Genomic DNA, 13,690 nt, shown 5'->3' on the forward strand with positions numbered 1-13,690 from the left:
TGGGCCCGCCGCAAGCCGCGCACCCGCCACGTCCGGCCGCCCCGCCTGAGGGTCCCGGGCGGCTCAGGTCCAGAGGACGGCGATGAACACGTTGGCCAGGGTCAGGCCGCCGACGGCACCGAACACGCCCTTCGGCACGCTCTCCTCGTCCCGCTTGACGTAGACCAGCGCGAGGATGACGAACAGGATCGCCAGCTTCACACCGATCTTGATGTTGTTGAGGCCGTGGTCCTGCATCTCGTTGAAGCCGACCAGGGCCACGCCCGTCACCAGCATCGTCAGCGCGCCGTGCAGCATCGCGGGGACGAACCTGGCCGTGCCGGCGCCCATCGCCTTCATCTGGGTGAGGAACCCGCCCAGGAGCGAGGCGATGCCGACGATGTGGAGCCCGACGAAGACATTGGTGAGTACGTCCATGCGGCGAGCCTACGGTCCGGGCGTTTCCGGGCCCGCGCAGGGGTCGGTTCCGTCAGTTCCGGTCATCGAGCCCTAGGACTGGATCACTTCCGGTCATCTCGTCATCCGGCCGTTACCTGGAGGTTTAGCGTCCTCCCCCAAGAAGCCGTGCCCCTCGGGGCGCCGCGCCTACGGAAGGACGTGAAAGCCCTCGTGGCCAGTCATCGAAAGCCCAGGCAGCGCCCGCTGACCGGCGGCACCGTACGGACCGCCGCCACCCTCGCCCTCGCGGGCGCTGCGACCGCCACCCTGTTCGACGGCTCCTCCCAGGCGGAGCCCGGCCTCACCCCGGCCCAGGTCAAGGCCAAGGTGGACCGCCTGTACGAGGAGGCCGAAGCGGCCACCGAGCAGTACAACGGGGCGAGGGAGAAGACCGGCAGGGCCCAGCGCTCGCTCGACGCGCTGCGCGACGAGGCCGCCCGGAAGACCGCGAAGCTCAACACCGCGCGCAACGCGCTCGGTTCGCTCGCCGCCTCGCAGTACCGCAGCGGGAGTCTCGGCCCCGCCATGCAGCTGGCCCTCGCGGACGACCCCGAGGAGTACCTGGCCCGGGCCGCGCTGATGGAGCGCGCGGGCGACCGGAACGCCGCCGAGATCGCCGCCGTACGCCGCCAGGTGGACGAGGTGCGCGCCCTCCAGGACAAGGCCGCCGCCACGCTGGCCGACCTCCGCACCCAGCAGAGCCGGCTCGCCCGCCACAAGGCCACCATCGAGGGCAAACTGGCCGAGGCCAAGCGACTGCTGAACCGGCTCACCGCCGAGCAGCGGGCCCGGATCGAGGCCGAGGACGGCCACGGCGGCCCGGCCGGCCGCCAGGTGGCACCGCCGCCGGCCAGGGCGGTCACGGCGCCCAGCTCGCGCGCCGCCCGGGCGGTGTCCTTCGCGTACGGGGCGATCGGCAAGCCGTACGTGTGGGGGGCGACCGGCCCGAACGCGTACGACTGCTCCGGGCTGACCCAGGCCGCCTGGCGGTCGGCCGGGGTGGCGCTGCCGAGGACGACGTACACGCAGATCAATGCGGGGAGCCGGGTCTCGCGCAGCCAACTCGCGCCCGGCGACCTGGTGTTCTTCTACTCCGGGGTGAGCCACGTGGGGCTGTACATCGGCGGCGGCAAGATGATCCACGCCCCGCGCCCGGGCAGCACGGTGCGGGTGGCGTCGATCGACGACATGCCCTGGGCGGGGGCGGCCCGGCCCGTCTGACGGGCCCCGGCCCGGCCGCCCCGCCCGCGCGGGTGCTACTCGGCCCCGGTCGCCGCGGCCTCGGATGCCTCGACGCTCTCGACGGTCTCGCTGACGGTCCGCTTGGCCAGCTCGTCGAGCAGGGCGCCGAGTTCGTCGGCGAGGCCCTCGGGAGCGGTGAAGGAGCCCCCGGTGACGTGCTCGTGGATGGCGGGCACGGCGATCCGGCGGTCGGCCGCCTTGAGGCCGAGGTTGCCGAGGACCGGGAGGATCATGTCGACGGCCGGGGTGCCGCCCGTGGGGCCGGCGGTGTAGCTGACGAGGCCGACCGGCTTGCCCCGCCACTCCGCGTAGAGGTGGTCGAGGGCGTTCTTCAGGGGCGCGGTGAAGCCGCCGTTGTACATCGGCAGGACGAAGACGAACGCGTCGGCCGCGCCGACGACCGCGCTCCAGTCGCGGGTGTGCTGGTGGTGGTAGATGCCCGTGGAGGCGTACTCGGGCTCGTCGAGGAGCGGCAGGGCCAGCTCGCCGAGATCCGCGAACTCCACCTGGAAGCCGGCGTGGGCGCGGGCGGTGCCGGCGATCCAGCGGGCGAACGGGCGGCCGTTGGAGGCGGTGCGGGTGCTGGCGGACAGGACGAGCAGGCGCGGCATGGAAGCCCTCCGGGTACGGAAGATCGTTGACGTGTCACCCATGGGTGGCACCCATGCAACCCCGAGGCGGTGGTCCCGGAACCGGCTGCCCCACCACCTCACCCGGATGGAGCAGCGCGGGCCGGCCGCCGCGAGGAGGTCGCGGGGGACGGCCGGAGCGCCGGGGAAGGGAAGCCCCGGGGGCCCGGCCGGTCCGGGCCTCCCGGTCAGACCAGCCGGCGGGCGGTGGCCCAGCGGGTCAGCTCGTGCCGGTTGGAGAGCTGGAGCTTGCGCAGCACCGCGGAGACGTGCGACTCGACCGTCTTCACCGAGATGAACAGCTGCTTGGCGATCTCCTTGTAGGCGTACCCGCGCGCGATCAGCCTGAGCACCTCGCGCTCCCGCTGCGTCAGCCGGTCCAGGTCCTCGTCCACCGGCGGCGCGTCCGTAGACGCGAAGGCGTCCAGCACGAAGCCCGCCAAGCGGGGCGAGAACACCGCGTCCCCGTCCTGCACGCGGAAGATCGAGTCGACCAGGTCGGTGCCCGTGATCGTCTTGGTGACGTACCCGCGGGCGCCGCCCCGGATCACGCCGATGACGTCCTCGGCCGCGTCCGAGACCGAGAGCGCCAGGAAGCGCACGGGCCGCTCGGCCGCCGCCATCAGCGGGGCGCACCGCCGCAGCACCTCGACGCCGCCGCCGCCCGGCAGGTGGACGTCGAGCAGGACCACCTCGGGGCGGGTGGCCGTGATGACCGTGACCGCCTGGTCCACGTCGGCCGCCTCGCCGACGACCTCGACCCCGGTCCGCCCGGTCTCGCCGATCTCCGCCTGGACTCCCGCACGGAACATCCGGTGGTCGTCGACGAGCACCACCCGGACCCTCCGGTCGGTCCCGCCCTCGGCCGTGCCGTCCTCGCTCATGCCCTCTACCCCGCTCATTGCGGCGCCCTCTCCATCTCCAGCTCGACTTCCGTGCCGCCGTCGGGCACGGACCGCAGCCGCGCGGTCCCGCCGTTCCGCTGCATCCGGCCGATGATCGATTCTCGTACGCCCATCCGGTCGTCCGGTACCGCGTCGAGGTCGAACCCGGGTCCCCGGTCGCGGACCGACACGAAGACCGTGTCCCCCTCGACCTCCGCGTACACCTGTACCGGGCCGCCCTGGCCACCGTACTTCGCGGCGTTCACCATCGCCTCGCGCGCGGCCTGGACCTGGGCGCCCAGGCGCTCGTCGAGCGGGCAGTCGCCGACCACCACGACCTCGATCGGGACGCCGTGGTGGTCCTCGACCTCGGCCGCCGTCTTCTTGACCGCCTCCGCCAGGGTCTCCGGCGCCTCGGTCTCGTCCTTGCCGGTGCCCTCCGGCTTGTAGAGCCAGTTGCGCAGCTCGCGCTCCTGGGCGCGGGCGAGCCGCCGCACCTCGCCCGCGTCCTCGGCGTTCCGCTGGATGAGCGTGAGCGTGTGCAGCACCGAGTCGTGGACGTGGGCGGCCACCTCGGCGCGCTCCTGGGCCCGGATGCGCATCAGCCGCTCCTCGGAGAGGTCCTGGGTCATCCTGATCAGCCAGGGGCCGGCCAGCAGCGCGATGCCGACGAGGACCGCGAGGGCAGCGGTCAGGACGTTCCCCAGCTGGGCGGCGGAGCCGCGGACCACGATGAACACGGTGACGCCGACCCCGACGAGGGCCACCCCGGCCAGCGCCCGGGCCAGCGGCAGCAGCCTGCTGTGGCGGCGCGACACGTCGCTCCAGTGGGCCCGCCGCGCGTTGTCCGCCTGCCGCCAGACCAGCACGACGCCCGCGGCGACGAGCAGGGCGGGCCAGACGTACCGGCCCGACTGACCGCCGAACTGCACCTTGGAGATGAAGATCGCGGCGCCGGCGGCCAGGGCTATCAGTGCGGCGACCTGACCGCGCTCGGGCCGGCGGAGCCTGCGGCGGCCGTCGGGCAGCCGCTCGAACGGGGACCGGTCCTTCCCGGCGGAGCCGCCCACCCCCAGCGGTACGAACACCCAGAACGCGGCGTACAGCAGGACCCCGAGCCCGTCCCCGAACAGGAACAGGGCCAGGAACGCCAGGCGCACCCACAGGACGGGCAGCCCGAGGTGCCCGGCGAGCCCCCGCGCGACGCCGCCCAGCATCCGCCCGTCGGCGCTGCGGTACAGCTTGCGCAGTGGCTGCTCTTCGGGCTCGGGCACGGGGTGCGCGACGCGCGGCGCTGCTGCTGGCATGGCACCGATGGTCACACGTGCGCGCGGCCCGGGGCATCAGGGCATCCCCCCAGTTCTCCCCGGGGGATATCAGGGTTGCGCCAGGGTCAGGCCTGATGTCCCGTGGTTCGCGCGCCCGTCACCATGGAGCCATGACCGAGCCTTCCGACTCCCCGACCCCGGGTTCCGCCGGTGCCCCGTCGCCGGACCGCGGACCGGGCCGCGCGGCGGCCGGCCGTGCCCCCCTGCGCCGGTCGCGCGGCAACCGCGTGCTGGCGGGTGTCTGCGGCGGCCTGGGCCGCCACTACGACATGGACCCCGTCGTCTTCCGGGTCGTGCTGGGCGTGCTGGCGGTCACCGGCGGCGTGGGCCTCATCTTCTACGGCTTCGCCTGGCTGCTGCTGCCCGCCGAGGGCGAGGAGGAGAACGAGGCGCGCCGGCTGCTGACCGGCCGGGTCGAGGGCTCCACGCTGGCCGCGCTGCTGGCCGCCCTGGTGGGCTGCGCGGTGTTCCTGTCGATGCTGGACAACGGCGGGCTGGGCGTCTTCTCGGCGCTGGTGATCCTCGCGCTGGCCGGCGCCGCCCACTGGTCGCAGAAGCGCCCCGACGACTCCGGGGACACCCGCCTGGAGGCGTCGGTCGCCGCCCACGTGCGCGCCGAGGCCCCGCCGGAGACCCAGGCCCCGCCCGTCCCGGGCGGCGTCATGTCCTGGTGGCGGGACCCGCTGGTCAAGGACGGCACGACCGGGCCCGTGGGGGTCGGCTACCTCTGGGGGCCGCCGGACGCGGCCGGGGTGGACCGCAGCACCGGGGAGCCGACGCCGTCCTGGGGCGGGACCTCGACGGCCCCCCGGGGCGAGGCGGAGCCCCGGCGGGGCGGGATCGGCGGCCGGATCTTCCTGCTCGCCCTCCTCGCGGGCGGTCTGGGCACCGGCCTGACCTGGGACACCAGCCCGCTGGGCACCGCACTCCAGACGGGTCTGGCCTGTGCGCTGGCGGTCTTCGGGCTCGGCATCGCGGTCAGCTCCGTCAAGGGCCGCACCGGGTTCGGGAGCATGTTCCTGGCGCTCGTCACGGCCGGCCTGCTGATGGGCTCCATCGTGCTGCCGCGCGAGATCGGCACGGACTGGATGCGGACGTACTGGCGACCGGCCACGGCGGCGCAGGTGCAGCCGCGGTACGAGGCGGACACCGGCGTGGCCACGCTGGACCTGAGCCGGATCGAGGTGCCGAAGGGCCAGACCCGGGCCGTGTCGGCGGAGATCGGCGCGGGGAAGCTCAAGGTCGTCCTGCCGCCCGGGGTGACCGCCGAGACCGAGATCGACCTGGGCCTCGGGGACATCCGGCTCCCCGGCGAGAGGGCCGACGACATCCAGGTCCACCCCGACCAGCGGAAGTCGGTGACCCTGGCGCCCGCGGCCGGGAGCCCGCCGGGCGGGACCATCGAGCTGGACCTGAAGGCAGGAGTGGGACAGGTGGAGGTGGCCCGTGCGGCGTCATGAGTTCCAGCCGGGACGGCTGATAGCCGGGATCGTGCTGCTGGTGGCCGGTGTGCTGTTCGCCGTGGACGCCCGGGGCGGGCTGGAGATCCCCTGGTGGGTGCTGGTGCCGATGATCGGCGCGGGCCTGTCCCTGGCCGCGCTGGCCGGCTGGGCCGCGTACATCGTGCGCCGCGGCCACCGCCGGGAGGAGGCGGGCGAGGGCGTGACGTCCGGACCGGGCCGGGGCTACTGAGGCCGGGGGCCGGCCGCGGCCTCCCCGGCCGGGGGCAGGGGCCTCTCCCCCTTGCGCGCGGCGCGCAGCGCGTCGAGCGAGAAGGTGGGCGCCCCGGCCAGCACCAGCGGCAGCCAGGACATCAGGTAGATCAGGTCGTTGCCGTAGTAGTACGGGTCGGACTGCCAGCTCACGGTGAGCCAGAGGCTGAGCGAGATCAGCGCTCCGCCGGCGGCGGCCACCCGGGCGAACAGCCCTGCGAGGGTGCCGAGGCCCACCAGGATCTCGCCGATCGCGAGGACCACGGCGAAGCCCACCGGCGACCGGAGCGCCAGGTCGACCAGGGCCGGGACGGCGGAGCTGTCCCGCACGGCGTCCATCAGCTCGCCGATCGAGCCCGAGCCGGAGGCCTTCAGGAAGGCCGGGTCCGTCAGCTTGTCCAGCCCGGCGTACACGAAGGTCACGCCGAGGAAGACACGCAGCGGCAGCAGAGCGTGGCGCGCGGCCCGCGCTCGGAGTGCGGCGAGGTCGGAGAGCTTGAATCCGGTCACGCCACCATGTCTACCCGCTCTATTCGGCCACGTCGATGGTGCAGCGGTTGGATTCCACCCCGGCCGCGGTGACCACCTGCACGTCCACCCGCCCGGGCTCCACGTCGGCGGGCACCGGCACGGTCAGCACCTGGTCCGAGGGGTTGGCGAAGCCGCCCGCCACCGGCACCAGCGGCACGTGTACGTGCACCGCGCCGATCCGCACCACCAGCCGGGCCAGCATCTCCGGCGTCTGCGCCCCGGCCGGCACGAACCCGACGCCGCGGATCTCGATGTCGTCGCCGGTGCGGATCGCGGCGTCCAGGTCCCCGGGCTCCCGCGTGCGCACCACGGACAGCACCATGGGCCGCGAGCCCTCGGCGTACTTGGCGGCCAGGTACACCCCGGCGGACAGGGCCGTCAGCACCGCCAGCGACCAGGGCAGGTGCGGCAGCCGGTCGGGGTAGCGGGCCAGGGACACGGCCACGAAGCCCAGCGTCACGGTGGCCACCAGCACGTACTGCGCGTCGGGCAGGCTCCCCCGCCCGGCGTCGTCGGTGAGCAGGTCCGCACCGCGCGGCCGGTCGGCCGGCAGCTTCTGCAGCCGCTGCGACAGGATCCGTACGGAGACCACCCGCCGCACCAGCACGGCGACGGCCGAGGTCAGCGCCAGCACCGCGAGCAGCGGCAGCGCCCGCGGCAGCTCCAGCCCGGCGTACAGCGCGTCCCGCTCGGGCCCGGGCGGGCTGGCGGCCAGCCGCAGCGCGGGCAGCAGCGCGGCGAACGCCGTCACCAGCACCCAGGCGCAGGGCACCGCCTTGGACGTGGACAGCCGGTTGTCCTCGCCGACCAGCGGCGCGAGCAGCCCGCCCCGCAGGGTCTGGGCCCGAGCGGCCACCGTCAGCAGCCCGGCCAGCACCAGCGCCGACAGCAGCCCGGCGGTCCGCGCGGTGGACCAGCCCGTCCCGAGGGCGGTGCCGACCTGGACCAGGAGCAGCACGCCGGCCGCGATCCAGACGGCCAGCACCGCGCGCCGCGACAGCAGGTAGAGCCAGGAGTGCCCGGCCTCACGGCCCCGCTCGGCCACGGTGCGCGCGGCCTGGGTCAGCTCGTCGGAGACCCACTGGCGGGAGGCCCCGGCGGACCGGGCGACGGCGGCGGGCAGCCCCTGGCCGGCGGCGAACTCGTCGCGCTGTTCCAGGAAGGCGGCGACGGCCCTGCGGTGGCCCTCACGGGCGCCGTGCGGACAGTCGTCGCAGGTGCAGCCGCCGCCGTGCGTACTTCGGTGGTGGATCTCTTGGACAGCCACGTACGTGCCGCCTCTCTAACTACCGTGCAGTGCCTGCGAATTGTGCACCACGCCGGGAGTGCTCCGGATTGCGAGCGATGTCAGAGCGGGTGAGCTTGCGTACGTGATGTTGACGCGTGCCGCTGCCACAGGGGCTGGTAGCTGATCCACGCGACCAGGTCGGAGCCCAGCTGCTCGCGGGTGAGCACCGCGTTCTTGTGGTCGATGAGCACCGGCCGCCCGGCGGCCCGGGCGGCCAGCTGGATCCCGCAGCACCGGTCCATGGACACGAACCACCAGGCGGCCGCGTCCACCGAGTCGCCCACCGTCAGCAGCCCGTGGTTGCGCAGCACCAGCGCCTTGTGCGGCCCGAGCGCCTCCGCGATCAGCCGGCCCTCCGCCTCGTCCGCCGACACCCCGGTGTAGCGGTGCAGCAGGGCGTGGTCCTCGTAGAAGGCGCAGGCCTCCTGGGTGAGGGGGTCGAGCGGTGCGCCGAGCGCGGCGAAGGCCCGCCCGTGGTCGGAGTGGGCGTGGGCCACGGCCACCACCTCGGGCCGCGCCCGGTGCACGGCGGCGTGCAGTGCGAACGCGGCCTCGTTGACCCGCGCTTCCCCCTGGAGCACCCGCCCTGCGCCGTCGACGAGCAGCAGGTCCTCGGGGCGGATCAGGGAGAAGGCCGTGCCGAAGGGGTTGACCCAGTAGCAGTCGGTGAAGCCGGGGTCCCGGGCGGTGATGTGCCCCGACACCCCGTCCTCGAAGCCGAGCGCACCGAACAGCCGGAGCGCCCCGGCCAGCCGCTCCTTGCGGTACGCGCGCTCCGCCTCGGCGGTCGCGTGCCGGGGCGGCAGGGCGAACCGGAGCCGGTCGACGGGCACGGGCGGGGGCAGCTCTGGCATCGGCGCTCCTGGCATCGGCGCTCCTTCGAGACGGCTCGGCTCGCGGCGCAAAGTACCGGCGGCTGCGGCAGGTGACCAGAGAAACGGCGAGGCCGCCGCCCGCCCGGAAGGGCGGACGGCGGCCTCGGCGGCGTACCGGGGGGGGTCACTCCCACTCGATGGTGCCCGGGGGCGGAACACCTCCGCGTCGGCGGAGAGTGGGCACCTCCCGGCACTTGTTTCCTACTCCCACTCGATGGTGCCCGGCGGCTTGCTGGTGCAGTCGAGGACGACCCGGTTGACGTCCTTGACCTCGTTGGTGATGCGGGTCGAGATGCGGGCGAGCACCTCGTACGGCATCCGGGTCCAGTCGGCGGTCATGGCGTCCTCGGACGAGACCGGGCGGAGCACGATCGGGTGGCCGTACGTACGGCCGTCACCCTGCACGCCGACGCTGCGGACGTCGGCGAGGAGGACCACCGGGCACTGCCAGATCTCGCGGTCGAGGCCGGCCGCGGTCAGCTCGGCGCGGGCGATCGCGTCGGCCTCGCGCAGCAGGTCCAGGCGCTCCCGGGTGACCTCGCCGACGATGCGGATGCCGAGGCCGGGGCCCGGGAACGGCTGGCGCTGGACGATCTCCTCGGGCAGGCCGAGCTCCTGGCCGACCATCCGGACCTCGTCCTTGAACAGCTTGCGCAGCGGCTCGATCAGCTGGAACTCGAGGTCCTCGGGGAGGCCGCCGACGTTGTGGTGCGACTTGATGTTCGCGGTACCGGTGCCGCCGCCGGACTCGACCACGTCCGGGTACAGGGTGCCCTGGACCAGGAACTCGACGGGCTGGTCGCCCGGGGCCTCGGCGATGATCTCGGCCTGGGCCTGCTCGAAGACGCGGATGAACTCGCGGCCGATGATCTTCCGCTTCTCCTCGGGGTCGGAGACCCCGGCGAGGGCGGCGAGGAAGCGCTCCTGCGCGTCGACGACCTTCAGCTGCACGCCGGTGGCGGCCACGAAGTCCTTCTCGACCTGCTCGGTCTCGCCCTTGCGCATCAGACCGTGGTCGACGTAGACGCAGGTGAGCTGCGAGCCGATGGCCTTCTGGACCAGGGCCGCGGCGACCGCGGAGTCCACGCCGCCGGAGAGGCCGCAGATGGCGCGCTTGTCGCCGACCTGCTCGCGGATGGCCGCGATCTGCTCCTCGATGACGTTGCCGGTGGTCCAGTCGGGCTTCAGGCCGGCGCCGCGGTAGAGGAAGTGCTCCAGGATCTGCTGGCCGTGCGTGGAGTGCATCACCTCGGGGTGGTACTGCACGCCGTACAGCTTCCGGGCGTCGTTCTCGAAGGCCGCGACCGGCACCACGTTGGTGGAGGCGGTGACGGTGAAGCCCTCCGGCGCGGCGGAGCAGGCGTCGCCGTGCGACATCCACACCGACTGGTGCTCCGGGGTGCCCTCGAAGAGCGTGGAGCCGGTCTTGCTGACGGACAGCGGCGTACGGCCGTACTCGCGGGCGCCGGTGTTGTCGACGGTGCCGCCGAGGGTGGTGGCCATCAGCTGGAAGCCGTAGCACATGCCGAACACCGGAACACCGGAGTCGAACAGGTCACCGGCGGCGTCGAGGGTGGGGGCACCCTCCTCGTACACGGAGGACGGGCCGCCGGAGAGGATGACCGCCTTCGGGTTCTTGGCCAGCATCTCGGCGACGGGCATCGTGCTCGGCACGATCTCGCTGTAGACCCGGGCCTCACGGACGCGGCGGGCGATGAGCTGGGCGTACTGCGCGCCGAAGTCGACAACGAGGACGACGTCCGGGGCGGCGGAGGGTGCTTCTGGCACGGCGGGCCTTCCGGCGGGAAAGAGGGTGTTGTTTTGTCGATTCTAACGGGGGCGGTGCGGGCGTCTTCGTCTCACCATCCGAAGCGGGCGGGGGCCGGCTCTCGTCTCAGCATCCGAACCCGCTTGGCCCCGGGCGCCGCGTGCGGCAATAATCCGTGCCGTGCGCAAGCAGCTGAGCTTCCTCTTTACCTATGGCACCGGCCGGTCCGGTCGCCATGGGTCCTCGTGATGCTCCGCTTGAGCCACTGAACCCCCAGAGCGCCCCCGGCCGACAGGCCCGGGGCGCTCTGTCGTTCGCGGACTGTCGGCCACCACACCCCGACAGGAGACACCCCATGACGATCACCGCCACCGCCACGCAGACCCGCGCCGAGGCCACCGGCGCCCGGACCGCCGACGCCGCCGAGCTGATCACCGGCGCGCGGGACCGCATCGACGCGCTCGACGACCGGATCATCGGCCTGATCCAGGAGCGGATGGCCGTCTCGGCCGTCATCCAGGAGGCCCGGATCACCTCCGGCGGCCGCCGGGTGAACCTCTCGCGCGAGATGGAGGTGCTGTCGCACTACAGCGAGGCCCTGGGCAAGCCCGGCACCGCGCTGGCGATGACGCTGCTGGAGCTGTGCCGCGGCCGGGTGTGACGGGCGTACCGGGCCGGGTGCGGAGGCGCCGCGTGCCGGCCCACGCGGCCACGCGTTTGTCACCCGTCCGGACCGTGACCGCCCCCGGGGCCCTTCGTTGGTGTGGGTAGTCCGCGCCAGCCAGCCGCGGGCCGCACACACCACGCGTGGCTCCGCTGGAGCGATGAGACGTACGGCCCGTGGAGCGTACGTCGTGGGACCTCGCCCCAGCGCGTGACCGGTCGGCAGGGGACAGCAGCCCGGTCACCCCAAAAGGACGGCCGGTTCCGGGGACGCCCGGAGCCGGCCGGTCCGATTCCCCTTCCGTTTCCCTCCCCGGCCGGCGCGGGCACCCTCCGTGACCACGGCGCCCGGCGCGGCTGGCCGCAAACGGTCACCCCGGCGGAAATGGTTGCGGGCCGCCGGTCCGTCGAGCACCATGCAGTCACCTGCCACGCGGCGCACCCCCCGGCGCCGCGGATCGGTTCCGGCGCTGCCCTGACGCCGGGCCGACGCACGAAGGGCCCCGCGGACACGATCCGCGGGGCCCTTCGGCATACCGGCGTACGGGCGCACGCCGCGCGGGAGACGTCAGTGACGCTGCACCTGGCGGCGGCGGGCCGCGAAGAAGATCGCCGCGCCGCCGGCCACGGCGGCCGCCGCACCGGCCGCGAGCAGACCCGCGTTGCTGCCGGTGTTGCCGAGCTGGCCGCCCGGCGTGGCCGACGCGGACGGCGTCGGGGAACCGGACGGGGACGCGCTCGCCGACGGGCTCGCGGAGGCCGAGGCGGAGGCGGTCGGCGTCGGGGACGCGGTCGGGTCCGTCGTCGGGTCGGTCTCGGAGGGGTTCAGCAGGAAGACGGCCGCGTTGTTGGCGTGGTTCGGGTCGAACGGGAGCTTGCCGAGGGCCTCGGGGCCCCGCCACGAGCCGGCGGTCACGGAGCCCGCGGCGTCGGGGACCACCGCGTCGACCCTCAGCTCGAAGGGGAAGGAGACGCTCTCGTTCTCGTCCACGATGTGGCCGGTGCCGCAGCGGTAGAGCGGGGCACCGAGCGGCTGCTCGCGCCGGCTGTAGTCGGCGTTGAGGGCCGAGCACTCCTCGGGCTTCTTCGTCACCCGAGCGCCCGTGGGGATCTTGACGTCGACGGTCGCGGCCGGCTCGCCCGAGCGGATGTTGGCGATCCACGCCGGACCGTGGTTGCGGAAGCCGAAGGAGGCGCGGACGGTCTGGCCCGCCGCGGCCTTCAGGGTGACCGGGGTGGCGGCGAAGTCGGCCGTGTTGGCGGTGCGGAAGTCGAACTCCTGCTGGTTGTCCCACGGGTTCAGGTCGCCGGAGAACTTCGAGGCGGCCGGCTTCAGGCCCAGCCTGGCGCCCTTGCCGGGGGCCTTCAGCGGGGCGGCCCCGCGGGGGGTCTCGTGGATGCGGTAGACGAAGGAGTCGTACCAGGCCCGGTTGGTGGCCCGCAGGTTCAGCGGCTGGTCGAGCTGGTAGACGTACTGCGGCTCGAAGGAGCCCTCGAAGGTGCAGACGGTGGTGCCCCAGCCGTGCGCCTGGGGGCCGTCCGGGCGGAACTCGCAGTTGTCGTACTTCTCGACGAACTCCAGGCCTCGGGTGGTCATCAGCTCCAGGACCACGCCGTTGGCCGGGCGGGTGCCCTGGTTGACGAACGCGACCGGGGTGGCCTGCTTGTCGCCGACCTTCATCGCGCTCTTCAGCTTCAGCCGCTGCATCACCAGGTCCGGGCCGCCGACGGTGACCTCGGTGGAGAAGGAGGTGAGGTTGATGCCGGCGGCCTTGCCGGTCACCTTGATCGCGCCGTGGTCGCCGAGCTCGCTGCCCTCGGCGGCTTCGAGCTCCAGCTCCACCACGCCCTGCAAACCAGCGTACAGGCGGTCGTCACGGCAGACGATCCGGTCGCCGGTGCGCTCGCAGTCCCGGCTGCCCTCCTCCTTCACGCTGACCTCGGCCACGCCCTTGAGCGCGCTCAGGTCGAGCGTGACGGTGTACTCGCCCTCGTAGTCCCTCTCCGTCGGGTTGGTGACCCAGATGTCGGCGGTGGACGCCTTGGGCGCGCCGGTTCCGGAGTACGGGGAGAGGCCGACCTCGGTCGTGCCGCTCAGGGTGTAGTCGGGGCCGGCGGCCTGTGCGGGGGTGGTCAGCCCAAGGGCCACGAGGCCCGCCGCAGCCAGCAGGGAGATTCGTCTCATGACCGCTTCGACCGGCGAAGCCCGAACAGAGTTGCGTACCCGGAGGTCACGAATTGAGGACGATCACCGAGCGACCCCCTCATGTGACCCGGGTCACACGGGATTTCGGGGATCCGGCTACAACCATCCCCACCGATCACGTGTCAC

Annotated in this window: 13 protein-coding genes; 4 read left to right on the forward strand and 9 right to left on the reverse strand. The window is 73.5% G+C overall.

The genetic code is table 11. The features are described from left to right. Positions 1-63: 63 nt before the first annotated feature. A complete protein-coding gene (locus ACIQUR_RS13950; protein ID WP_403663313.1) occupies positions 64-417 on the reverse strand; it encodes a hypothetical protein in 354 nt (117 codons plus the stop codon). 192 nt (positions 418-609) lie between these two features. On the opposite strand from ACIQUR_RS13950, the gene ACIQUR_RS13955 reads away from it, so the two are divergent. Beyond that, on the forward strand, positions 610-1,659 hold the full coding sequence (locus ACIQUR_RS13955; RefSeq protein WP_403663316.1) for an NlpC/P60 family protein: 1,050 nt from the start codon (positions 610-612) through the stop codon (positions 1,657-1,659). 35 nt (positions 1,660-1,694) lie between these two features. On the opposite strand, the gene ACIQUR_RS13960 is transcribed toward ACIQUR_RS13955, so the two are convergent. The 3 genes from ACIQUR_RS13960 to ACIQUR_RS13970 form a co-directional block, all read right to left on the reverse strand. Beyond that, positions 1,695-2,291, reverse strand: coding sequence for an NADPH-dependent FMN reductase (locus tag ACIQUR_RS13960; protein WP_403663319.1), 597 nt, complete (start codon positions 2,289-2,291; stop codon positions 1,695-1,697). Positions 2,292-2,497: 206 nt separating this feature from the next. After that, positions 2,498-3,193, reverse strand: coding sequence for a LuxR C-terminal-related transcriptional regulator (locus ACIQUR_RS13965; RefSeq protein WP_403663927.1), 696 nt, complete (start codon positions 3,191-3,193; stop codon positions 2,498-2,500). Between the two features lie 14 nt (positions 3,194-3,207). Beyond that, positions 3,208-4,500 (reverse strand): PspC domain-containing protein, encoded by a 1,293-nt coding sequence (locus ACIQUR_RS13970; protein WP_403663322.1) that lies wholly within the window; start codon positions 4,498-4,500, stop codon positions 3,208-3,210. A 131-nt stretch (positions 4,501-4,631) separates the two neighbouring features. Here ACIQUR_RS13970 and ACIQUR_RS13975 point away from each other — a divergent pair, with 131 nt between their 5' ends. Both ACIQUR_RS13975 and ACIQUR_RS13980 read left to right on the forward strand, forming a co-directional pair. Next, positions 4,632-5,981 (forward strand): PspC domain-containing protein, encoded by a 1,350-nt coding sequence (locus ACIQUR_RS13975; protein WP_403663325.1) that lies wholly within the window; start codon positions 4,632-4,634, stop codon positions 5,979-5,981. Then, positions 5,968-6,213 (forward strand): hypothetical protein, encoded by a 246-nt coding sequence (locus ACIQUR_RS13980; RefSeq protein ID WP_403663328.1) that lies wholly within the window; start codon positions 5,968-5,970, stop codon positions 6,211-6,213. Before ACIQUR_RS13975 ends, ACIQUR_RS13980 begins: the two co-directional genes overlap by 14 nt. Here ACIQUR_RS13980 and ACIQUR_RS13985 read toward each other — a convergent pair. The 4 genes from ACIQUR_RS13985 to guaA all read right to left on the reverse strand — a co-directional run bounded on the left by ACIQUR_RS13985 (position 6,207) and on the right by guaA (position 10,715). Further along, positions 6,207-6,743, reverse strand: a complete 537-nt coding sequence (locus ACIQUR_RS13985) for a DoxX family protein (protein WP_403663331.1) — start codon at positions 6,741-6,743, stop codon at positions 6,207-6,209. The two genes, ACIQUR_RS13980 and ACIQUR_RS13985, sit on opposite strands and share 7 nt — an antisense overlap. A 19-nt stretch (positions 6,744-6,762) precedes the next feature. Beyond that, positions 6,763-8,031 carry a hypothetical protein gene (locus ACIQUR_RS13990; protein ID WP_399946200.1) on the reverse strand — a complete coding sequence of 423 codons (1,269 nt, stop codon included), beginning with the start codon at positions 8,029-8,031 and terminating at the stop codon, positions 6,763-6,765. Between the two features lie 80 nt (positions 8,032-8,111). Next, positions 8,112-8,906 (reverse strand): class II aldolase/adducin family protein, encoded by a 795-nt coding sequence (locus ACIQUR_RS13995; RefSeq protein WP_403663334.1) that lies wholly within the window; start codon positions 8,904-8,906, stop codon positions 8,112-8,114. 222 nt (positions 8,907-9,128) lie between these two features. Further along, complete coding sequence (gene guaA / locus ACIQUR_RS14000; RefSeq protein WP_403663337.1) at positions 9,129-10,715, reverse strand: glutamine-hydrolyzing GMP synthase; 1,587 nt, start codon at positions 10,713-10,715, stop codon at positions 9,129-9,131. 335 nt (positions 10,716-11,050) lie between these two features. On the opposite strand from guaA, the gene ACIQUR_RS14005 reads away from it, so the two are divergent. Further along, complete coding sequence (locus ACIQUR_RS14005; RefSeq protein WP_399946193.1) at positions 11,051-11,356, forward strand: chorismate mutase; 306 nt, start codon at positions 11,051-11,053, stop codon at positions 11,354-11,356. Between the two features lie 570 nt (positions 11,357-11,926). Here the strand turns inward: ACIQUR_RS14005 and ACIQUR_RS14010 are convergent. Continuing rightward, entirely contained in the window at positions 11,927-13,543 is a 1,617-nt protein-coding gene (locus ACIQUR_RS14010; protein WP_403663341.1) for a peptidase, read from the reverse strand. Between the last annotated feature and the right edge of the window lie 147 nt (positions 13,544-13,690).

This window comes from Streptomyces sp. NPDC101132 (assembly GCF_044759225.1).
GTDB lineage: Bacteria > Actinomycetota > Actinomycetes > Streptomycetales > Streptomycetaceae > Streptomyces.

What these genes read in the sequence shown, in the direction of transcription:
- ACIQUR_RS14010 (WP_403663341.1), bottom strand. Translation starts at nt 13,543, where the DNA reads ATGAGACGAATCTCCCTGCTGGCTGCGGCGGGCCTCGTGGCCCTTGGG.
- ACIQUR_RS13995 (WP_403663334.1), bottom strand. Translation starts at nt 8,906, where the DNA reads ATGCCAGAGCTGCCCCCGCCCGTGCCCGTCGACCGGCTCCGGTTCGCC.
- ACIQUR_RS14005 (WP_399946193.1), top strand. Translation starts at nt 11,051, where the DNA reads ATGACGATCACCGCCACCGCCACGCAGACCCGCGCCGAGGCCACCGGC.
- ACIQUR_RS13970 (WP_403663322.1), bottom strand. Translation starts at nt 4,500, where the DNA reads ATGCCAGCAGCAGCGCCGCGCGTCGCGCACCCCGTGCCCGAGCCCGAA.
- ACIQUR_RS13975 (WP_403663325.1), top strand. Translation starts at nt 4,632, where the DNA reads ATGACCGAGCCTTCCGACTCCCCGACCCCGGGTTCCGCCGGTGCCCCG.
- ACIQUR_RS13950 (WP_403663313.1), bottom strand. Translation starts at nt 417, where the DNA reads ATGGACGTACTCACCAATGTCTTCGTCGGGCTCCACATCGTCGGCATC.
- ACIQUR_RS13965 (WP_403663927.1), bottom strand. Translation starts at nt 3,193, where the DNA reads ATGAGCGAGGACGGCACGGCCGAGGGCGGGACCGACCGGAGGGTCCGG.
- ACIQUR_RS13960 (WP_403663319.1), bottom strand. Translation starts at nt 2,291, where the DNA reads ATGCCGCGCCTGCTCGTCCTGTCCGCCAGCACCCGCACCGCCTCCAAC.